General features: G+C 48.8%; 21 protein-coding genes. All 21 read right to left on the bottom strand.

The window, feature by feature from the left end; genetic code table 11:
- Positions 1–58: 58 nt before the first annotated feature.
- Complete coding sequence (locus QQK89_RS14360) at positions 59–4,372, bottom strand: PolC-type DNA polymerase III (RefSeq protein ID WP_284239262.1); 4,314 nt, start codon at positions 4,370–4,372, stop codon at positions 59–61.
- A gap of 43 nt (positions 4,373–4,415) precedes the next feature.
- Positions 4,416–5,864: a proline--tRNA ligase gene (gene proS, locus QQK89_RS14355; protein ID WP_284239261.1), complete on the bottom strand. Its 1,449-nt coding sequence runs from the start codon at positions 5,862–5,864 to the stop codon at positions 4,416–4,418.
- A gap of 7 nt (positions 5,865–5,871) precedes the next feature.
- A complete protein-coding gene (gene rseP, locus QQK89_RS14350; RefSeq protein WP_284239260.1) occupies positions 5,872–7,137 on the bottom strand; it encodes an RIP metalloprotease RseP in 1,266 nt (421 codons plus the stop codon).
- Positions 7,138–7,224: 87 nt separating this feature from the next.
- Entirely contained in the window at positions 7,225–8,364 is a 1,140-nt protein-coding gene (locus tag QQK89_RS14345; protein WP_284239259.1) for a 1-deoxy-D-xylulose-5-phosphate reductoisomerase, read from the bottom strand.
- Between the two features lie 372 nt (positions 8,365–8,736).
- Complete coding sequence (locus QQK89_RS14340; protein ID WP_284239258.1) at positions 8,737–9,531, bottom strand: phosphatidate cytidylyltransferase; 795 nt, start codon at positions 9,529–9,531, stop codon at positions 8,737–8,739.
- Between the two features lie 26 nt (positions 9,532–9,557).
- The gene (locus QQK89_RS14335) at positions 9,558–10,325 is read right to left on the bottom strand and encodes an isoprenyl transferase (RefSeq protein WP_284239257.1); all 768 of its coding nucleotides are present in this window, start codon (positions 10,323–10,325) and stop codon (positions 9,558–9,560) included.
- A gap of 66 nt (positions 10,326–10,391) precedes the next feature.
- The gene (gene frr, locus QQK89_RS14330; protein ID WP_284239256.1) at positions 10,392–10,946 is read right to left on the bottom strand and encodes a ribosome recycling factor; all 555 of its coding nucleotides are present in this window, start codon (positions 10,944–10,946) and stop codon (positions 10,392–10,394) included.
- Positions 10,946–11,674, bottom strand: coding sequence for a UMP kinase (pyrH, locus tag QQK89_RS14325; RefSeq protein ID WP_284239255.1), 729 nt, complete (start codon positions 11,672–11,674; stop codon positions 10,946–10,948). Before pyrH ends, frr begins: the two co-directional genes overlap by 1 nt.
- Positions 11,675–11,779: 105 nt before the next feature.
- Entirely contained in the window at positions 11,780–12,430 is a 651-nt protein-coding gene (tsf, locus tag QQK89_RS14320) for a translation elongation factor Ts (protein WP_015844997.1), read from the bottom strand.
- Positions 12,431–12,534: 104 nt separating this feature from the next.
- Positions 12,535–13,233 (bottom strand): 30S ribosomal protein S2, encoded by a 699-nt coding sequence (rpsB, locus tag QQK89_RS14315; protein WP_015844998.1) that lies wholly within the window; start codon positions 13,231–13,233, stop codon positions 12,535–12,537.
- A gap of 188 nt (positions 13,234–13,421) precedes the next feature.
- Positions 13,422–13,991 carry a hypothetical protein gene (locus QQK89_RS14310; RefSeq protein WP_284239254.1) on the bottom strand — a complete coding sequence of 190 codons (570 nt, stop codon included), beginning with the start codon at positions 13,989–13,991 and terminating at the stop codon, positions 13,422–13,424.
- Positions 13,984–14,529: a DUF6115 domain-containing protein gene (locus QQK89_RS14305; protein ID WP_284239253.1), complete on the bottom strand. Its 546-nt coding sequence runs from the start codon at positions 14,527–14,529 to the stop codon at positions 13,984–13,986. The genes QQK89_RS14310 and QQK89_RS14305 overlap by 8 nt, the downstream gene beginning before the upstream one ends.
- 16 nt (positions 14,530–14,545) lie before the next feature.
- A complete protein-coding gene (locus QQK89_RS14300) occupies positions 14,546–14,872 on the bottom strand; it encodes a hypothetical protein (RefSeq protein ID WP_284239252.1) in 327 nt (108 codons plus the stop codon).
- A 60-nt stretch (positions 14,873–14,932) separates the two neighbouring features.
- Positions 14,933–16,339, bottom strand: a complete 1,407-nt coding sequence (locus QQK89_RS14295) for a DUF342 domain-containing protein (RefSeq protein ID WP_284239251.1) — start codon at positions 16,337–16,339, stop codon at positions 14,933–14,935.
- 15 nt (positions 16,340–16,354) lie between these two features.
- Complete coding sequence (locus QQK89_RS14290; protein ID WP_284239250.1) at positions 16,355–17,125, bottom strand: FliA/WhiG family RNA polymerase sigma factor; 771 nt, start codon at positions 17,123–17,125, stop codon at positions 16,355–16,357.
- A 5-nt stretch (positions 17,126–17,130) separates the two neighbouring features.
- Positions 17,131–17,562, bottom strand: coding sequence for a hypothetical protein (locus QQK89_RS14285; RefSeq protein ID WP_284239249.1), 432 nt, complete (start codon positions 17,560–17,562; stop codon positions 17,131–17,133).
- A 1-nt stretch (position 17,563) separates the two neighbouring features.
- Complete coding sequence (locus QQK89_RS14280; RefSeq protein WP_284239248.1) at positions 17,564–18,058, bottom strand: chemotaxis protein CheD; 495 nt, start codon at positions 18,056–18,058, stop codon at positions 17,564–17,566.
- Positions 18,055–18,675, bottom strand: a complete 621-nt coding sequence (locus QQK89_RS14275; protein ID WP_284239247.1) for a chemotaxis protein CheC — start codon at positions 18,673–18,675, stop codon at positions 18,055–18,057. The genes QQK89_RS14280 and QQK89_RS14275 overlap by 4 nt, the downstream gene beginning before the upstream one ends.
- Before the next feature lie 2 nt (positions 18,676–18,677).
- Entirely contained in the window at positions 18,678–19,139 is a 462-nt protein-coding gene (locus tag QQK89_RS14270; protein WP_284239246.1) for a chemotaxis protein CheW, read from the bottom strand.
- A 14-nt stretch (positions 19,140–19,153) separates the two neighbouring features.
- Complete coding sequence (locus tag QQK89_RS14265) at positions 19,154–21,223, bottom strand: chemotaxis protein CheA (protein WP_284239245.1); 2,070 nt, start codon at positions 21,221–21,223, stop codon at positions 19,154–19,156.
- A gap of 35 nt (positions 21,224–21,258) precedes the next feature.
- Positions 21,259–22,518: a protein-glutamate methylesterase/protein-glutamine glutaminase gene (locus QQK89_RS14260; protein ID WP_284239244.1), complete on the bottom strand. Its 1,260-nt coding sequence runs from the start codon at positions 22,516–22,518 to the stop codon at positions 21,259–21,261.
- Between the last annotated feature and the right edge of the window lie 23 nt (positions 22,519–22,541).

The raw sequence follows: 22,541 nt of genomic DNA, 5'->3' as shown, positions 1-22,541 counted from the left end.
CAAAAATTATATCATAACCGCATAGGGGTGACAAGAAATGTTTTCTAGCCTGTCAAGTTTAAAACAATGACAGTTGGTTGGATTCCGGCAGTCCGCGGAAGCAGCCCATCCCCGTTAATACCTCGATAATGGTCTTACTTGCCTTCGATCTTTGCTGGAAATCCTCGATGGACAAGAACTCGCCCGAATCCTTGGCGGCCGCGATGTTGCGCGCCGCATTGTCGCCGATCCCGCCAATTGCCGAGAACGGAGGAATGAGCGATTCTCCGTCAACGATGAATTTGGTTGCTTCCGACCGGTACAAGTCAATCGGCTTAAACGAGAAGCCTCTCGCAGTCATTTCGAGTGCCATCTCAAGCAAGGCAATGCTGTTCTTCTCTTTGGTCGTTGCGTTAAAACCTTTGTCTTCAATCTCGATAATTCTCTTCTGAATGGCGTCATACCCTTGGCAGAGCAATTCGAGATCAAAGTCCTCCGCGCGTACCGAGAAATACGTCGCATAATAATAAATCGGATAATACAATTTGAAGTAAGCGGTCCGGACCGCGGAAATAACATAAGCGGCGGCATGCGCTTTCGGGAACATGTACTCGATCCGCAGACAAGAGTCAATGTACCAAGCCGGCACCTTGCATCGCTTCATCTCTTCGATCCATTCCGGCGTCAGGCCTTTACCTTTACGCACGCTTTCCGTAATCTTGAACGCAAGTCCGGCATCCATACCTGCTTTGTAGATCAAATAAAGCATGATGTCGTCACGGCAACCGATAACCGTCTTGATGTTGCAAGTACCTTTCTTGATCAGTTCCTGCGCGTTGCCAAGCCAAACGCCCGTACCGTGGGACAACCCCGAGATCTGCAGCAAGTCGGCAAATGACGAAGGTTGCGTCTCTTGAAGCATTTGCCGCACGAACTTCGTTCCCATCTCCGGTACGCCGTATGTTGCCACCGGGGTGCGAATCTTCTCCGGCGATACTTCAAGAGCTTTGGTTGAGTTAAACATGCTCATTACTTTCGGATCATTCATCGGGATAGTCGTTGGATCAACGCCAGTCAAATCCTGAAGCATCCTCATCATCGTCGGGTCGTCATGACCCAAAATATCGAGTTTGAGCAGATTCGCTTCAAAGGCATGATAATCGAAATGCGTCGTTTTCCACTCGGCATTCATATCATCCGCCGGGTATTGCACGGGAGTGATGTCTTCGACTTCCATATAGTTTGGAACTACCACAATACCGCCCGGATGCTGGCCAGTACTCCGTTTAACGCCGGTTACCCCGGAAGCCAGCCTGTTCAGCTCGGCGCCTCGCCAAGTTTTACTATGATCCTCCGCGTACTTTCTCGCAAACCCGTATCCCGTCTTCTCGGCTACCGTACCGATCGTGCCGGCACGGAATACGCACTTGTCGCCGAACATAATCTTCGTAAAGTTATGCGCCGTCGGCTGATACTCACCAGAGAAGTTAAGGTCAATATCGGGAACTTTATCGCCTTTGAAACCAAGGAAAGTTTCGAACGGAATATCTTGTCCTTCGCCTTTCATCGGCAAATTGCAATTCGGGCAATTTTTGTCCGGCAAGTCAAATCCGCTTGGGACACTACCGTCGAGAAACCATTCGCTATGCCGGCATTCCGAATTCTTGCATAGATAATGCGCAGGCAACGGATTAACCTCGGATATGCCAAGGAAGGTAGCAACGACAGAAGAGCCTACCGATCCCCGCGAACCTACGAGATAGCCGTCGGCATTGGATTTCTTAACAAGCTTCTCCGAAATGAGGTAGTTGGCGGAGAAACCGAATTTAATAATCGGTACAAGCTCCTTCTCCAACCGGTCAATAACAACCTGCGGAAGGTCTTCCCCGTACATGGATTTAGCCGTGTCATAACAGGTATTCCGGATTTCTTCCTCTGCCCCTTCAATTATCGGAGTAAACAGTTGATCCGGGAACATATCAAACGGCTCGAACCGGTCCGCTAGTTCTACCGTGTTTTTCACAACCACTTCGTACGCGCGCGCCTCGCCGAGAAAAGCAAATTCGCGAAGCATCTCGTCCGTGGTACGCAGATGGGCATCGGGCTTCCGAATATCCTTAAGCGGACTGAATCCTGTAATGCCATGAATCGCGATATCGCGGTACAGCTTGTCCCGCGGGTTCAAATAATGGACATTGCCGGTTGCAATTACCGGCTTGCCAAGCTCATCGCCAATCTCGCAAATACGGCGCATGGCCTGCTCGATTTCGGCACGGCTGCCAACAAGCCCTTTGTCGACTAGATGCATATAGAAGTCGATCGGCTGAATTTCCAGAGCGTCATAGAAACGGGCAATCTCAAGCGCTTCTTCGTAAGACTTATTGAGCACGGTCTCGAAGAACTCGCCTTTCTCGCAACCCGAGATGACCAGTATGCCTTCGCGCATATCAACCAGCTTGCTCTTTGGAATACAAGCAACCCGTTTGAAATGTTCCGTATGCGAGATGGATACCATCTTGAACAGATTTTTCTTGCCTGCGGCATTTAGCGCGTAAATATTGCAATGGAATGGCCTGGAGTTGGAAATATCAAGACCAACATAATCATTTAATTGATGAAGACCTGTAATATTGCGTTCTGCCGCATCATTAATAAGTCCGAATAGTACGCCGCCAAGCGCAACCGAGTCGTCTACGGCGCGGTGATGGTTGTCCAGTGAAACTTTATATTTAGCAGATAAAGTATTAAGACGGTGATTCTTCATCGTCGGATGTAAGAATCTTGCCAATTCCAACGTATCAAGAACGGGATTCGTAATATCCGGCATGCCGATCGACTTCAAGTTAGCTTGAATGAATCCAATATCGAATCTGGCATTGTGCGCCACGAGAATGGTATCGCCGATAAAATCGATAAATTCCCGCAGTTTAGGTTCAAGCTCCGGCGCATCCTTAACCATATCATCATTGATGTTGGTCAATTGTTGGATATGATAAGGAATTTTCTCGTGCGGATTAATAAAGGTGGAGAACCGATCGATTTCCTTGCCTTCCCGCATTTTGACGCCCGCAAGCTCGATAATTTTATTATTTATAATAGATAAGCCTGTTGTCTCTATATCGAAAACAATATATTCGGAAGTTGCCAATGCAGCTTCGCGCGAGTTCAAAACCATCGGTACCGCATCATTTACGACATTGGCTTCTAGTCCGAACAAGACTTGAATACCGTTCTTTTTCGCGGCTTTAAATGCTTCGGGATAACAATGAATATTGCTATGATCGGTAATGGCTATTGCTTTATGACCCCATTTGGAGGCCATCTTCACATATTCGCCAATCGGAGTTACCGCGTCCATCGCGCTCATCGTGGAATGAAGATGGAATTCTACCCGTTTTTCCTCTGCATTGTCCTTACGGTCAGGCGGAGATGAGATCTCCTGAAGATCGTTCGGAATCATCACTAGCTCAGGCTCTTGCATAAAGCGGTCGTAATCGACCTTGCCTCTTACCTTCACCCATTTGCCGTTCGAGAGGAGGCTTAAAATCTTCACGTCTTCCTTATTCTTGGCGAACATCTTCATCATCATAGAATCCGTGAAATCCGTTACGTTGAAGGTAAACAACGTCATGCCGTTACGAAGTTCTTTCACCTCAAGACCAAATACAGCGCCTTGAACCGTAACTTTCTTCTCTTCTTCCCGAATGTTCATAAGCGGAGTTGGCTCGTCCCTGATGTCGTACCCCATCGCCAGCTTAACCGGTTCCTCGTCACCGTCAGCGTCGTTTGCTTCAGCAACGCTTTCCATAATCTGGATGACAGCTTCGCGCTCGGCTTGCTCCCGCTTCTGCTGGAATTCCTCATAAACATCCGGTCGGGCTTGTTCGCCAACTTCCAGCTTAACCCGGTAATTCCGGTCAAATGTACGTTCATAAAAGCTGCTGATCGCTTCATCGATCTTCTTCTTCTTGGCAAGCTCAAGTCCCATGCCGTCGAGGAGCGAGACCGTGATCATATCGTTAGTCGGCTCCATGCCGGCTTTGGACAACCATCCGTTAACCGACGCGTTCTCCAGCTGCACCCATTCCAGGAACAAAGGCCAATATTCGCGGGCAATGTCGGCACCAGGCAAGGTTTGGTCGTAAATCAGCTTAAACGAAGTTTCCGCAATATGGGCGAACTTCATATTTACCGCTTGAGTCAGCGCCATAAAGGCTTTATAAGGAACTAAAGACGTTTTGCGAATGCAAAACGTCCATTTTCTGTTGCTTTTCCCTACAACGACTTGTTCGATAAACCCGTCTTTGTAATAGGAATTTATAATTTCGAGCGGCAGGCCAGCTTGCTGCATAAGCAGCTCAAAGCGCTGCCGGTTGTCTCCGGTTTGGCTCATGGCAATCAATCACTCCTGTACGATCCAATCCGATCGATGCTATTTAGTAGGCACGTGCAAAAACGACCGTGTGCTCCGCATGATCACCGCATACGAGACATTTGCTCTTCTTCTTCTCCGGTTCGAATGGAATGTTGCGGCTTGTTGCGCCTGTTTCTTCCTTCACTTGCTTCTCGCAAGCTGCGGAACCGCACCAGCCGGCTAATACAAATCCACGTTTTTCTTCCATCGAAGTTTTCATCTCGTCCAGCGTTTCTACATCGTAGAAATTGTCTTCGCGGAATTTCTTCGCTTTCTCATACATATCGCGCTGAATATCGGCAAGCATCGACTCTACTTCCGCAATCAGGTTATCCTGACGGACGATGCGTTTCTCGCCGCTGACGCGCGAAACAAGAACGACTTGTCCATTCTCCATGTCGCGAGGTCCAAGTTCCAAACGAAGCGGAACGCCGCGCATCTCGTATTCGTTGAATTTCCAGCCTGGACTAACGTCCGATCGATCGTCCACTTTTACGCGGATGCCGGCTTTTTTCAATTCTGCATGAAGCTCGTCTACTCGGCCAACAACTTGTTCACGGGTTTTGGCCGGACCGATTGGAATCATAATCACTTGGGTAGGTGCAACCTTCGGCGGCAAAGCCAGACCTCGGTCGTCACCGTGAACCATAATCATAGCACCAATCAGACGAGTACTCACGCCCCAAGATGTGGTATGAGCGAATTGTAGCGTATTCTCGCGGTCCAAATATTTGATATCGAAAGCGACCGCGAATTTTGTACCCAAATAGTGGGAAGTACCTGCTTGAACGGCTTTGCCGTCCTTCATCATCGCTTCGATGGAGTACGTGTTAACCGCTCCCGCAAAACGCTCCGAAGGTGTCTTCTCGCCTTCGATAACCGGAATCGCGAGGAATTCTTCAACGAATTCACGGTAAACCGTAAGCATCTTCATCGTTTCTTCGCGAGCTTCGTCTTCGGTCTCATGAGCCGTATGGCCTTCCTGCCACAAGAACTCGCTTGTGCGGAGGAAAGGAAGCGTACGCTTCTCCCAACGGACAACGTTTGCCCACTGATTAATCAGAAGCGGCAAATCGCGATAAGATTGAATCCATTTCGCATACATATGCCCAAACATCGTTTCCGAGGTCGGACGAATCGCCAGACGTTCTTCCAGCTTCTCGCCAGCCGCTTCGGTTACCCATGGCAGCTCTGGATTAAAGCCTTCGACATGCTCTTTCTCCTTCTGGAAAAAGCTCTCCGGAATAAAGAGCGGGAAATAAGCGTTGCGGTGACCGGTTTCCTTGAAACGGCGATCCAGATCGCGCTGGATGTTTTCCCAAAGCTCATAACCTTCCGGACGGAACACAATACAACCGCGAACCGGCGAATAGTCCATGAGCTCCGCTTTTTTAATGACATCGATATACCATCTCGAAAAATCCTCGCCTTGCGGCGTAATTTCAGTAACAAACTGTTTATCCTTGGACATAACCGACTTATGGCTCCCCTCGTACCAATCGCAAAATATCATTGTAAGTTACCACAAGCATCAGCAGCATAATTAAGGCAAAACCGATGAAGTGGACCATGCTTTCCCGGTTTGGATTAACCGGGCGCCCGCGTACCGCCTCGAGCCCGAGGAAGATAAGCCTGCTGCCATCAAGCGCGGGAATCGGCAGCAAGTTGAAGATCCCTAAATACAAGCTTAACAAAGCTGTCCATGACGTCAGATCGGTAATGCCTTTACGCGCGATCTCGCTCGTCATTTCCGCCGTGCGGACAGGTCCGCCCAGATCATCCAGCTTGAAGTCGCCAATAATAATTTTCTTAAAGCCTTCAAAAATACTAATGGTCATCGATTTCATCAGTTTGGCAGCACCTGTAATGGTCTCGCCCACCGTTGCGCTCCGGAATTGATAAGCTGCTCTGATCCCAACTTTGCCAACGCCTTGATCATCCGCTACCGGAGTCAGGTTAATCGCCTGCATGTCTCCGTTACGGACAATATTCAATTGAATTGGTTTTCCGGGAGATGCGCCAATAATGTCAATCATCTTGTCATAATTGGTCCCGATCTTGACCCCGTTAACGGTATCGATCAAATCGCCCTTCTGCAACTGTGCTTGCTCGGCCGGCATGCCTTTGGTTACCTCGTCAACAAGCAGTCCTTGCGGCGTGCCCGCGAGCTGTATGTAAGCCATAAACAAAACAAATGCCAGTACAAAGTTCATAAGCGGTCCGGCAAAAATCGCCAACGCGCGAGCGCCAACGGACTTGCTGCCGAATTGACGGTCAACAGGAGCAATTTGGGTTTCTTTTCCTCTAGAAATAAGGAGCGCCTGAGGATGAACAGCAAATCGATCATTCTCGCCTTCAACATCAAGCGTCACGAACAAATCCTTCTCCAAATCAATCGCCGATACTTCTCCGCGCACTACGCCGCTGCGCTCGTCCAGACGATCCAAGTAAATCCGGGTAACCTGATTGTTTTTCACGCGAACGGCGACCGTCTGTCCAACGGTCACGTCTACGATCTCGGGATCTTCGCCTGCCATGCGGACAAATCCGCCTGCCGGCACAAGTCTTAACGTGAACCGCGTCTCCCCGCGTTTAATCGAGAAAAGCTTTGGCCCAAAACCAATGGCAAATTCCCTAACCAAAATGCCTGCGCGTTTGGCAAAATAGTAATGTCCCCATTCGTGAATGGTGACAATGACAAAAAATACGAGCACGGTCATAAAAATGACCCGAATCATCTCCATAACGAGCCTCCTGTTCGTAACGGCCTGTACATAGATTATCATTATTCTCCCGTACGAAACAAGAGAACCGCAGGTTACCGCAAAAAGCTAGATGACTGCCGCTTCTTTACGAGCCCATGCATCAACTTCTGCTATAGCCTGCAAATCATTCACCGCTGTTACCGAGTGGCGCTCGAGTACACGCTCCAGCACTCGCTCAATCCCTAAGAAATCAATCTCGCCGTTTAAGAAACGGGCAACCGCAACCTCATTCGCCGCATTAAATACGGTTGGAGCCGATTGTCCAGCCCGGCCGCATTCAAACGCTAGCTTGAGGCATGGGTATCTGGCAAAATCCATCTCGCGGAAATGAAGCTTGCCGATCGCAGCCAGATCAAGCCGCCCCGTTGGCGTCGAACGACGCTCCGGATAAGTTAATGCATATTGAATCGGCACGCGCATATCCGGCAAGCCCAGCTGCGCTATAACGCTGTTGTCATTGAATTCCACAAAAGAGTGGATGATGCTCTCCGGATGAATCAATACCTTAATCTGATCATACGTGACATCAAACAGCCAGCGAGCCTCGATGACCTCAAGACCTTTGTTCACCATGGTTGCTGAATCAATCGTTATCTTCGCTCCCATGGACCAGTTCGGATGATTCAACGCTTCAGCTACCGTAACGCCCGCAAGCTGATCACGGGTACGATCCCGGAACGAGCCTCCCGATGCGGTAAGAGTAAGCTGTTGCAATGATTTAACGTCTTCACCGTTTAAGCATTGAAAAATCGCCGAATGTTCGCTGTCCACCGGAATAACGGAAACGCCCTTTTGTCTTGCGCGTTCCATTACGATATGTCCCGCCGTTACAAGCGTTTCTTTGTTCGCAAGCGCAATCGTCTTGCCCGCTTCGATAGCGGCAAGCGTTGCGGGAAGTCCGCGGCTGCCGACTATCGCCGTCACGACAACATCCGCATCCGCATTCGCCGCAAGCTCTACAAGACCTTCCTCGCCGTACAGCACTTGAATGCCGGATGGCAATTCAGCTTTTGCCTGCTCCGCTAATTCCTTGTTCGCGAGGCAAACGACCGAAGGACGGAATTGCTTCGCTTGCTCGATCAGCAAGGCCAAGTTGCTACCCGCCGATAACCCAACAACCCGGTATCGCTCCGGATCGTTTGCGATGACATCAAGCGTTTGAGTGCCGATGGAGCCGGTGGACCCTAAGATGGTAATATTTTTCATGGATTCCTCCTGGAACTCATTTGATGCTGTTTTGCTCGATAGTTGAAGTGCATTCGCTGCGCAAAAGTGTCATGCTTCCGATCGCTGTTGTCTCTGAGTTTCTTCATCTCAATCCGCTAAGCGGTTGAAACTCATAGACAAAGGCGAACACTTAAAGCTTTCTGGAAGAAAGCTACTTCGGAAGCATAATCTTGTTTCTCCACCATGACACTTTCGCTCCGCTCACTCAACCAAATAGCTGAAACATTCACGGCATTCCTTCCAAGTCGGAATGCCAATGAAAAAAAAGATGGAGAGCGTGGAGAGCAAAAGCAACATGTCATAATCTCCATGTTGCTGTTTATCCACAAGGGGATAAACCTACTCTCCTGTTTATGTAGGGATCAATTCGGTAAGGATCAACAGCGGGAACACGATAATCCAACTGTCGAAACGATCTAGAACACCGCCGTGTCCCGGTAAGATAGAACCGGAATCCTTGATGTTGCGGACGCGTTTGTAAGCCGATTGTATCAGGTCGCCTAGTTGACCGGCTACCGCTACGAATAGACCGATTAACAGAGCATTAGGAATTTCAATGATGCTAGGAGCGCAAAGAGCGAAGACCCATGCCGCGACAATAGCGAGCACAACACCGCCTAATGCTCCTTCGATCGTTTTGTTAGGGCTTATGGAAGGCCATAACTTATGCTTACCCATTGCCCGTCCCACGAAATAGGCACCTGCATCTGACGCGACATTGCAAGTTATAATAAGGAACGACCAAAAAATGCCGTGATGGTCCAACTCCCGAACGGCATTCATCGAGCTGAAGCCGTAACCTACATATAAAGCGCCTAACAACATGAGCGAGGCGCCGTCGATCGTTATTTTGTTTTTCGTAAAGACCGTAACGGCTAAAAGCAAGAACGCCAAACTCCAAAGTACGGTTATCGCAGAGGGAGCATCTACGCCCATAAGCTTCCATGGAAGCACGAACAGCAGCACACCGGCATAACCAAGCAAAGACGCCGGTTCATTCCAAGTGTGCCCGTTCATTCTCGTATACTCGTTAAATCCAAGTAAAGCGAGCCCTACAAGCGTAGCAGCGTAAAACCATCCACCGGCTAAAAGGAGCGCAACAAATGCTGCACCGGCAAGCAGTCCCCATATGATTCTCTGTTTCAAGTGATGGTCACTCTCCGTTATCGATGCTATAAACCGCCATATCGCCGTGCGCGGCGCTGATACTCATGAATGGCTTCCTGTAGATGCACTTCAGTGAATTCCGGCCAGTAGACGTTCGTAAACCACATTTCACTGTATGCTAGCTGCCACAGCATGAAGTTACTCAGCCTTAGTTCGCCACTAGTACGGATCAACAAATCGGGATCGGGAATATCCCCGCTTAGCAATCGGCTGGATAACAGCTTCTCATCAATTTGTTCGGTAGACAAACGTCCATCCTGTACATCGGCTGCAATTTCTTTTATCGCCTCAAGCATTTCCCTGCGACCGCCATAATTAAGAGCAAAATTGAGTACGAGTCCAGTATTATTAGCCGTCTTCGTGATTGCTTCCTCAACAGCGTTGAGCGTAAACGACGGTAAATTTTCTTTATGGCCCATCATGCGCACTTGAACGTTTTTTTCAATGAGTTCTTCCAACTCGATTTCCAAAAATTGTTGAGGAAGCTTCATCAGGAACTCAACTTCGTCTTTGGGCCGCTTCCAGTTTTCCGTGGAAAAAGCGTACAATGTCAAATATTTGACACCAAGACGATCTGCCTCGATAACGATTCGCTTCACCGTTTTCATTCCCGTATGATGGCCCGCGATCCGTGGAAGTCCACGTTTCTTCGCCCATCGCCCGTTGCCGTCCATTATGATGGCAATATGCTCCGGGACATTGTCAGTCGTTAAAAACGGTTCTGCCGCTTGCGAGGACGATTTGCCAAGTTTAGCCCAAAGTCGACTGATCATGTATGTTCCTCCCACCCGGATTTCAAAAAAACCAAACCCCACCTTACGGAGGGGCTGTAGGCGCAATTATACTTCCATAATCTCTTTCTCTTTAGCAACCAACACTTTGTCAACTTCCGCGATGAAACGGTCTGTTGCTTTTTGAATGTCTTCTTGATGACGACGGGATTCATCTTCGGAAACCGTCGTTTTCTCGAGCTTTTTGATATCGTCATTCGCATCGCGACGGATGTTGCGGATCGCAACTTTCGCGTCTTCGCCGAATTTCTTAGTTGTTTTGACAAGCTCCTGACGGCGCTCTTCCGTAAGTGGCGGCAACGTGATGCGGATTGCCGAACCGTCATTGGACGGAGTCAGGCCAAGATCGGATTTCATAATCGCTTTTTCGATCGCTGCGATCGACGATTTGTCCCAAGGTTGAATAAACAACGTGCGGGAATCCGGTGTATTAATATTCGCTAATTGCGCAACGGGCGTAGGAGCCCCGTAATATTCAACTTGAACACGATCGAGCAAAGCAGGCGTCGCCCGTCCAGCACGAAGTGTAGCCAGATCACGTTTCAAAGCACCAATCGCTTTATCCATACGTTCTTCTGCATTTTTCTTAATCGCTTGCGGCATTATTTCGCACTTCCTCTCACAATAGTACCAATCTTCTCACCAAGCACGACTTTCTTAATATTCCCTTTTTCAGTAATCGCGAACACAACGAGTGGAATATTGTTATCCATGCAAAGCGACGATGCCGTTGAATCCATAACGCCAAGGTTTTTGTTCAGTACTTCCATGTAAGTCAATTCTTCGAATTTCTCAGCTGTTGCGTCTTTGAACGGATCAGCGGAGTATACGCCGTCTACTTTGTTCTTCGCCATCAGAATAACTTCTGCTTCGATCTCGGCTGCGCGAAGAGCTGCGGTTGTATCTGTCGAGAAGAACGGATTGCCCGTGCCTGCTGCGAAGATAACAACGCGGCCTTTCTCGAGGTGACGGATCGCGCGGCGTCTTATGTAAGGCTCCGCGATTTGTTGCATGGCAATCGAAGTTTGAACGCGAGTCGGCACTTCAATTTGCTCCAACGCATCTTGCAAAGCCAGCGAGTTCATTACCGTAGCGAGCATCCCCATGTAGTCGGCCGTTGCACGGTCAATCCCTTTTGCCGTACCTGCAATACCGCGCCAGATATTGCCGCCGCCTACGACGATAGCAACTTCTACGCCAAGTTCTACTACTTCTTTAACTTGATCGGCGATTGACGCAATAACCGAAGCTTCAATGCCGTAGCCTTGATCGCCCGACAGCGACTCACCGCTTACTTTCAGTACAATTCTCTTGAAAACAGGCTGTCCCATCGTCCCTACCTCCATCTGTACCTCGCGGGCGAGGTAACATCCTTTTATGATCTTTAGTTAGAAAAAAAGACGGGGCGAACGCCCCGCCCCGCCTGTGCGTTCGGTTTACAGTTTTGCTTGAGCCATAACTTCTTCAACGAAGTTATCCACTTTTTTCTCAAGACCTTCGCCCAGTTCGTAACGAACAAAGCGACGGATCGAGATGTTCTCGCCGATTGCGCTGATTTTCTCGTTCAGAAGAGCCGAGATTGTTTTGTCTGGGTCTTTAACGAAGGATTGCTCCATCAAGCAATATTCTTCGTAGTATTTGGAGATACGGCCGTCAACCATTTTTTCAACGATTTTTTCCGGCTTGCCTTCGTTCAGAGCTTGAGCTTTCAGAATCTCGCGCTCTTTCTCGATTTCTTCAGCTGGAACTTCTTCGCGTTTAACAAACTTAGGGTTTGCTGCAGCGATGTGCATAGCGATGTCACGAGCGAAAGTACGGAATTGGTCAGTCTTAGCAACGAAGTCAGTTTCGCAGTTGATTTCAACCAGAACGCCGATACGGCCGCCTGCATGGATATACGATTCAACTACGCCTTCAGTTGCAACACGGCCAGCTTTGTTAGCAGCTGCGGACAGACCTTTTTCACGAAGCAATTCAATTGCTTTTGTGATGTCGCCATTTGTTTCGTCCAATGCTTTCTTGCAATCGAGCATACCTGCTCCAGTTCTTTCACGAAGTTCTTTTACTGCGCTTGCGGATACCGCCATGATTAGCCCTCCTGGAAATTCCATTTTTAGTTTTTACGTTCAAAAAAAGGGCGGTGAGAGGCTTTCACCTTCTGACCACCCTTTGTTGTAGCAATTATATCGGATTAAGCAGTAGTTTGCTCGCCTTGGTTAGCTTCCACGATAGCGTCAGCCATTTTCGAAGTGAGCAATTTAACTGCGCGAATCGCGTCGTCATTGCCTGGAATTACATAATCGATTTCGTCCGGATCGCAGTTTGTATCAACGATACCTACGATTGGGATACCGAGTTTGCGTGCTTCAGCAACAGCGATACGCTCTTTACGAGGATCGATGATGAACAGCGCGCTAGGCAGGCCTTTCATGCCTTTGATGCCGCCGAGGAATTTCTCGAGGCGATCTTTTTCTTTGTTAAGGATGATAACTTCTTTTTTAGGCAGTACTTCGAAAGTACCGTCTTCCGACCATTTTTCGAGTTGACGCAGACGGTCAATACGTTTTTGGATCGTTTGGAAGTTAGTCAGCGTACCACCCAACCAACGTTGGTTGATGTAGAAGTTGCCGCAACGTTCAGCTTCTTCTTTCACCGAATCTTGAGCTTGTTTTTTCGTACCTACGAACAGCATAGTGCCGCCCTCAGCAGCTACAGAACGTACGAAGTTGTAAGCTTCTTCGACTTTCTTAACTGTTTTTTGCAGGTCGATAATGTAAATCCCGTTTCTTTCTGTGAAGATATAACGATCCATCTTTGGGTTCCAACGACGAGTTTGGTGACCGAAGTGTACACCAGCCTCAAGAAGTTGTTTCATGGAAATAACCGCCATATTCTACACACCTCCTGTAATGGTTTTTTTTGTGAATACCTCCGCCCATCGCATCTTCCGCTAACACTTCCGGCGACCGGAAGCACCATTAACGGAATTAATAGGCGTGTGTTTTTAACACCGACAATTAATATAACATATCTGCCTACATGGTGCAACAGTGATTGTCGAAATTTTGCAGGTTGTCTTTAACCTTTCATTTGCTTCTCAAATTCCGACTTTGTGAGCGGCTGGCTGGTCAGAATCCGAATGATTTCTCCTACCGCCGGATTCCCCTCAAAGATGAAATAACCTGCGCGTACGGGTTTGTTCTTCATTGCTTTAATAAATGCGTCCTTGTCCGAGATCAGCTTCTGATCGGCAAGCAATCCTGCGGTATCCGTCAAGTTCATGCCGCCAGTAATACGTACTTGGCGTTTCAAGTCATTATGAGCTTCCCCCGCAGTTCCCGCCGCTTCCTTCTTATCAGTAGCTTCTGGAGGTTCATTCTCCTTAACAGACGCTGATTCCGTAGGTTCTTTCGTCTCCGGCATATCCTCGGATGGATTTGCCTGAGCCGATTCCTTGACTGCTTTCGCCCGCTCCTCGGCAAGCTTTGAATCCAATTCTGCCTGCGTATACAGCTTAGGCTCCCCGTCCTTGAAACCGTCGGACAGCTTCTGCTGACTCTGATCCCCGATCTGCATCAATTGCAGCAAAATAGCGCCTGCTATCATGCCAATACCAAGTCCGGCCACAAAGGAGCGATTCTTAAACATTAGCCTTCTCCTCCTGTTTAGCCAGTTGCAAGATCAGCTGTACTTCCCCTTTGTTCATATTCATTTTTTTGGCGATCGCTTCAATGGATTTGCCCTGATGGTATAACTCGAACAATTCGGCATAACGCATCTGAATGCTTGATACCGCCGGCTCTGGCTCTAGCCCCATAATTGCCAGCTTGTCCGCTTCTGTTGCATGCTGTGATGGAACGGCTATCGGCATAGCTTGTGCGGCGAGCCGATCATTCTGTTGCTGAAGCGTTGCGACTTGCTGTTCGAGCAACTGGCATCTGTTCGAAAGCTCCAACAACCGCTGTCCGTTAACTTCCGCCTGCTGCTTGCCCTCTTCGCGAAGAACGGTAACAAGCTTGACCATCTCTTGATGGTCAAGCTCCGTATTTTCCATGAACTGCTCCAGAGCAATCTCCATGTTGCGCGTATCATTGGATCCCTGCGCAGGTTGCTGCTTCTTCGGCAAAAATAAAGATACAACAACCACAACTGCTCCCAGCAGTACAATATAAGTCCAGTTTGACATTATATACACCCTCTACTTATAGCGATATATCCACGTGATGCCCTTTATAGGGATGTTCAGGCTGACGGTTCTCTTCTTCGGGACCTTCCGCTTCCTCCGGCTGTTGCTTGCGCTTTGCCAAATAGGGATTTCCGTTATTCCTGTCCCGCTCGTTACGTACATTTGTTCCGCCCGTCTGTTCAATGCCGGTATTTTTACTGCGTAATTGTTCGGTCTGCTTGGAAGCCAATTCTGCCATTCTTGTCTGCTCCGCGGTTATCCTGTGATTCGTTTGGCTTTGCAATCCGCCCACTTCTGGAGTACGCGGAATGGACCATTGCAAATCGATAGGCTTAAATGGCATACGCAAGCTCCTTTCTTATACGCATAGTATAAACGGCCTCGGCTGCGAGAAAAATATTTTTTAAGTAAATAAGGCCAATTGAACGATATCGCCTTCCGAGTAACGGAAAGACACACGTTGTATCGGATCCTTAATAAATCGGGTATAGCGGCCAATTACGACTTTGATTCCGCCGTATACGGTATGGCTGACATCCACTCGTGCTTTATCCGTGTCCTCCAGCGTTTTCTCAATCTCAAGAACACGCTCTCTGATCTGGTCGATCTCCGCGGTTGTCTGTCGCCTAGTAGCGCTTAACTTGATCCGCATGGCCATCTTTTGATCGTTCAACTGGTCCAAGGCTGCTTGTTGATCAAGTATGGCAAGCGCTTTCTCCGTCTTGTCTATCGCATCAAGATGCTGGCGCAGCTTAAGCCGTAGGTCCTGCAGTTCGGAACGGGATTCAGGCCGCACCCCAACTTCTATGGATGTTGCCGTGGACATGGTATTGCCAATGACCCGCGCCGTTACCTTCTCGACGGCTTGAATCGATCCGCCTACGATCAATCCCTTCGATCCTTGGCAAATCACGTTCCGCCCTGCCCGCACATTGGAGTGCATAATGCTCTGGGATACAAGCACGTCCTCGCCGGCAATCACGTTGCTGTCCTGGATAAATGAGCTTTTTACGTTCCGCTGGGCTTTTACATAACCTTTATTGCCAGCCATAATACCGCCTGTAATTTCAATGGAGCCTTCGGATTCGAGCTCCGCCCCTTCCACTCCGCCGATGACGCGAATATCCCCGGACGCCTTCACTCGGAACCCGCTGAGGACATTCCCCCGGATAACGACCGTACCGACAAAATCGATATTGCCTACTCTATAATCAACGTCTCCGTTTACTTCGTAAACCGGAAATACGTTTACTTTCTCTTTATCCGTTATGGTTACAAGCCCGTCAATCAAGGCGTACATAGCCGTCTGATTTTCGTTGACGACGACATTTTTGCCGACTTTAAACCTGGCCTGTTTGCCTTGTTTCGCCTGAATTTCCTCGCCTGTAACCATCATTCCCGGAGAACCAAACAACGCGTCAATTCGCTCCGCTATTAATTGCCCCCGTTTCACGTTTTTTAATCGGGCTATTTCTTTGAAATCTACCTTGCCGTCCTCAAGCTCCGCTGGACGATGCGATTGTTCCTGCATATCGTAAGCGAAGCGGATCGACCCGTCCTTGCCTTGCGATGCCGGATTACCGACCGCAATTAGAGTTTGCTCCTTGCAATAAGCAAGCGTATTGCTGCAAATTTCACTTAACACACTCGTACGTATCCCAAATACAACACCGTTGCCGCGTACAAAACGTTCCAATTGACCGGGAGTACAGTCGAATTCCTCGGTGATCCGGTTAAAGGTCAGGAAGGCAGACAGCTTATCAGCTGAGATCTGGATACGCAGGTAAGACTCCAATAGATGGTCTTCCACCTTGCCTACTCCCTTCTAATGTTGCAATAATTGTTCCTTATGCTTGGCTAGAGCTCCACGCAGACGCAAAATGGCTTTCGAATGCAACTGGGATATTCTCGACGGGGATAACGACATAACTTCCGCAATCTCGCTTAGCGATAATTCTTCATAATAGAAAAGCGAAATGACCGTCCGTTCTTTTTCCGTCAGTTTCTCAATCCCGCTAATTAACGAATCCTTCAGGAAAAACTCATGCGCTTTATGATCCGGATTTTTCGCGCGCTCATCAATGAGCAGCGAAAGCCTTGTTTCCGATTCTTCTTCACGGATCGGGTCTTCCAGCGAACATACCGTAGTGATGGCGATTTCATGGAGCATGTTCGTAAAATCTTTTTCGCTTACGTTTAAGTAATCGCTAATTTCGGCATCCGTAACGGAACGCAAATATTTCTGTTCCAAGCTTTGATAGGCTTCTTCAATACGTTTAGCCTTTTCCCTAACCGAACGAGGAACCCAATCCCCTTGACGAAGACCGTCAATGATCGATCCGCGGATTCGCCAGGAAGCGTAAGTTTCAAACTGTAAACCACGGCAGTAGTCGAATTTCTCAATGGCATCTATAAGTCCCATTACTCCGTTGCTGGCTAGATCATCTTTTAGGACATTTTTGGGCAACCCAATCGCCATTCGGTTTGTTACATAATCGACCAAAGGCAAGAATTGCTCGATCAGACGCTTCTTAGCCTCAAGATCGCCTTCTTCCTTCCACGCTCGCCACAAATCCAAATTTGCAGTCGCAATCATGTCACTCAACCTCCTGTCAGATGACGAACGGCTTTAGCCAATTCTTCAGGCTCTTTATTCTGTGCAGATACCAGCTTAGGCGGCGTTAGCGGCTTAAACTGACTATGCTGCTCTTGCTGCTGGATTTCTTGCGATCTTTGGCCTTCCATCTGTGATTTGAGCATCTGATTCAGGTCTTCGCTCTCATCAGGAGTTTGGAGATCCAGCTGCGTCCCTTTGCCCTCTTCGCCTTCCAAATCTGCTTGATGCATAATCGGCGGCTGAAGAATAAAGCTAAGTACAATCCGCATTACAAATGCAATCGCTACAAAGGCGATGAAAGCGTACATGCTGCGCATCAGCATGACAGACAGCGGGTTTTTACCAATTGAAAATAATAAGGTTAATACCGCGCCTACAATCCCCAAGCCGACATTCCATCGCCAATTACCAACCATTTCAAATCTCCTTTATCCCAAACTGCACGCTTCTTATCGTCAATACTCCGCTGCTGCTGTCAATCTCGATCGTACGGCCGTAATTCCCGCCTGTATCCTGTCCCAAAACGGGGATCGAATAGTTCACGAGAATTTCCATGCAGGATTCCACGTTCCGGGGACCTATTCTCATCGAGTCGGATTGTCCCGAGAAAGCAAACATTTGCGCACCGCCTGCCATTTTTGCTACAAGACGTCCGACCGCAGCGCCGGATGCTTTCATCTGCCCAATGAGCTCAGGAATTGCCGTATCCGCATATTTCGCAATATTCATGGTCGACTCTCGGGCAATTTCTGAAGACGGAAGCATAACATGAGCCATTCCCGCAATACGCGCAACAGGATCGTATAACGTCAGTCCGACACAAGAACCTAATCCCGTTGTCCGCAGATTCGCACCGCCCGTAGCCCATTTTAAATCTGCCATGCCGACCTTGATCACATCTTGTTGGATCATTCGGTTTCTACTCCCAAGGCTTTAAATATTTTGGAGAAGGAATCCGGGTCCGGAATGAGGAAGAAATGTCCCTCCAGCTCCTCCTTATCTTCTAGAAAGGTCGTCTCAATGAGAAGCGCGGAATCTCCCATCTCGCCGTATTGCATTAGGCCGTAGGTTAAGATGGGTCCAGCCATATCCCTCGCAACAGACGGAACGGAAGGCGCCATCAACAATTGAGTGAGATCAGCCAGAGATGACAAATACGATCCCGCCAAAATATTGCCGATCTCGCAAAGCGCCGACATCTCCATCTCGGAATAACTATCCGGATCTTCGCTCGCTAGGGAGATAAGTTGTCCCAGCAACCGTTTGGCCGCTTCCTCCTGGATGATGAAAAACATATTGCCGGGCGCATCCCCTTCAACCCGAAGGTAAACCGCGATAACGACTTGTTCGGATCCGCCTACCCGATCGGCTACTTCTTCAAACGGCAACAGACTGACCTTCGGAACAGCCATATCTACCGGCTTGTCCAGAAGGCGGGATAATGCGGTTGCCGCATTTCCCGCTCCAATATTGCCTACTTCCTTCAGTACATCAAGTTCAAATGCTTTAAACCGGCTAAAGGAGCTCACGCTTACACCTCTAACTGTTCAAGCTGAATAACTTCGCTTTTGTTCAGCACTTCGGACAGATTCAGCATAATGAGAAGACGGTTATCTCCAAACTTCGCAATGCCTCTCAAATATTTCGCTTTGATTCCCCCCACGATCTCAGGCGGCAGATCAATGCTGTCCGTATCGATATCAACAACATCATTTGCCGAATCCACGATGAAACCAACTTCCATATCATTGACGGCAACTACAATAATTCGGCTGTTCTCCGTTGTTGCCGCTTCTTCGAGCCCAAAGCGGCCGCGCAGATCAATGACAGGAACAACGATACCGCGAAGATTAATTACTCCTTTAATGAAGGAAAACGTTTTGGGAACGCGGGTAATTGGGGATAAACGCTCAATTGTACGAACTTTATCCACCTCAATGCCATATTCCTCATGAGCCAGCGAAAATACGATAACTTTTAATTCTTCTCCCATCGGTAAGCCCTCCCTTATTTGATTAATGCGTTAGGATCAATAATAAGCGCGACTTGGCCGTCGCCAAGAATGGTTGCACCGGAAATAGCTTCGATATTGGTCAAATATTTGCCGAGAGATTTAAGCACGATCTCGCTTTGCCCGATGAACTCGTCCACCGTAACAGCGGCCCATTTATCGCCTTTTCGAATGACGACAATCTCGGTTTCCGATTCCATTTGTTCATTGAAATCAGGAGAATCCAGTACTTTGCTGAGAGAAACGAGCGGAATGACCGCATTGCGGAAATGAATCATCCGGTTGCCGTGTACATGCAAGATTTGTTCTTTTTGAATAATGCCCGTCTCTACAATAGAAGAAAGAGGAATGGCATATTTCTCGGAACCTAGCTTGATGAGCATGGCCGAAATAATAGATAGCGTCAAAGGCAATTGAACCGCAAACTTCGTTCCTCGTCCAAGCGCAGAATCGACGGTTACATTGCCGCCAAGCGATGTAATCTTTGATTTTACAACGTCGAGACCAACGCCTCGTCCGGAAATGTCCGAGATTTTGTCCGCCGTACTGAAGCCAGCAGCAAAGATCAACATATGAATTTCTTCATTAGTCAGCTGTTTGGCTTGGTCTTCCGTCACTACACCGTTCTTGATGGCTGTTTGCAGCACCTTTTCGCGGTTAATCCCTCTTCCGTCTTCTTCTACTTCGATGAAGACATGATTACCGCTATGGTAAGCGCGCAAATGAATCGTACCTGTCTCCGGTTTACCGGCGGCAAGGCGTTCTTCCACCGTTTCAATTCCGTGGTCCACCGAGTTGCGAAGCAAATGAACGAGCGGATCGCCAATCTCGTCAATAACTGTTCTATCGAGTTCCGTATCCGCTCCGGTAATGACCAGATCGATTTTCTTATCCAACGTTTTGGCTAAATCGCGGATCATCCGAGGGAAACGGTTGAACACCGAATCTACCGGAACCATTCTGAGCTTCAGTACGATGTTCTGAAGATCGGAGCTGACGCGGGTCATATGCTCAACGGTCTCCGTCAGATCATTGCGGCGGATTTCGCTAGACAGCTGCTCCAGTCTTACACGGTCGATCAGCAGTTCGCTGAACAGATTCATTAACGCGTCAAGACGGTCAATGTCAACCCGGATCGTTCGGGATACGGCTGGCGGCGCGGAAGTCGCTGCCGCTTGCGAGCGGGCTGCCGATACTTGCTTGCCGGCTTCTGCTTTGGCTTCAGCCGCAATCTCCGGCTGAGCAGGTACAGCTGAAGCTGCAGGGGCTGCCTCGGCTGCTGCCGCAGCACTGTTCAGCATGGCCAGCGATTCAAGGTCCAGCAAAACTACGGACACTTTCTCAATCTCCGAGATCGCTGCAATTTGGGATTCCAGCTCTTCCTGCGACATAGTCGAGATTGTAAATACCGAGAAAGAACGGTCAAATTTCTCTTGTTCCAAATCCGTTACCGACGGCTCCGATTTGATAATTTCGCCGTTTTTGCCGAGCAGGTCAAATACCATATACGCTCTTGCGGCTTTCAGCACGCAGTCCTCGCGCACTTCTACCTCTATAAAATAAACGTTGTGGCCGCTGTCAATGGATTGCTGAATCACCGAGGTTTGGAACTCGTCTAGCAATCTCGTTTGACCGGGAGCGGCTCCCGCCGACACGGTAGTTGCTTCATTCCCGGCTGTCTTGTAGTCGCCTTTGACAATAGACTGCAAGGAAGCAACAATTGCCGTTACATCGGCTTTGCCTGTCCCTCCGGCAACGATATCCTGTACCATGGATTCCAGAGCGTCGAGGCCTTTAAACAAGGTGTCGAAGATAAAACTGTCCATCTTCAGCTTGCTGTTGCGAACCAAATCCAGTACATTTTCCATCTCATGCGTCAAAGACGCGAGATCTTCAAACCCCATCGTTGCGGACATCCCTTTTAGCGTATGGGCAGATCGGAAAATCGACTGGACGATTGACAGGTCCTCCGGTTCATTCTCGAGTCGAAGCAAGTTTTCGTTCAAAGCTTGCAGGTGATCATTGGACTCATCGATAAACATCGACAAGTAGGCGTTCATATCCATTTCGTCGCACCTCCTGATAGACTTTATCTCATCTATTAACCTTGCTGTACCGCTAGCTGCAGCTCGTCAGCGATTTGCTGCAAAGGCAGTATTTTCTTGACGCAGCCGTTCTCAATTGCACTGCGCGGCATTCCATAAACGACGCAGGTCTGTTCGGATTCGGCAATGGCTGAGTCCGCTCCGCTGTCTACAAGCGCTCTTAAGCCTTTAGCCCCGTCGCTCCCCATTCCCGTCATAATAACGGCATGGCGTTTCAATTCGTCAAAAGGGGTTAATGACTCGAACAATACATCCACCGAAGGACGATGTCCGTTACGCGGCGGTTTCTGGGTAAGTACGACATAGTAGCCTGCCTGATCTTTAGCAAGCTCCATATGATGCCCGCCTGGCGCTATGTAAACAACCCCTGCCTTAAGCCGGTCGCCTTGCGAGGCTTCCACCACTTCAAGCTCGCTGAAATTGTCTAAGCGCTGAGCAAGCGACTTCGTAAACTTAGGCGGCATATGCTGGACAACCAGCACCGGTGCGGCCATGTTGGCTGGTAGCGAACTGATCACTTCATGTAATGCGCGCGGGCCGCCCGTTGAGGTCCCAATGGCTATCAAATGATCAAAGCCCCCACCATTCTGTTTAGAGAACTTCTTCTCTAACCGATCTTCTCTAGCAGCTGCTACGGGTGCTAGATCGATAACCTTGCTAACCTCAGCCACAGATTTAATCGTATTCCTCTTGCTGATCGCCGAATTAGTCTCGGATTTAACTGTCGGAATGATTAAGTCCCTTCGCTGTGCCTTCTTCATTCCCCGGATCGGTTCTTCTGCCCTATTGACCGGTTTCACAAGCGGAGTTCGTTCTAGCTTTTCAACGTGATTTTGAGCGGCAAGCGAGTACCTCTTGGTCAAGACGGCTATTCTCAGCTTTTCCAGCAGCAGCTCTCCCACCCGTACGATATCATTGGAGAAAGCCCCCATAGGCTTGCGTATAAAGTCGAAAGCGCCGAACTGAAGGGCTTTGATCGTTTCTCTCGTGTTCTCTTCGCTGATGCCTGACAACATAATGACCGGGGTCGGCTGCTCGTCCATAATTCGCTTAAGCGCATCAATTCCGTTAAGCTCGGGCATTTCGAGATCGAGAGTTACGGCATCGGGCTTCCACTTCTTCACAGCCTCTATAGCTTCCAGTCCGTTTGAAGCCGTTGCAACAATGGTAAAGCCGGGGTCTTGTACGATCAGATCGCTGAATATTTTCCTCATAAATGGCGAGTCGTCCACGACCAGCACGCGATATGGAGCCATCCAGTTCCCCCCTTATATGTACT

The sequence above is a fragment of the Paenibacillus glycanilyticus genome (assembly GCF_030161375.1).
Classification (GTDB): domain Bacteria; phylum Bacillota; class Bacilli; order Paenibacillales; family Paenibacillaceae; genus Pristimantibacillus; species Pristimantibacillus glycanilyticus_B.
The sequence above is the reverse complement of the archived record's forward strand: the minus strand, read 5'-3'. Positions and strand labels throughout refer to the sequence as shown.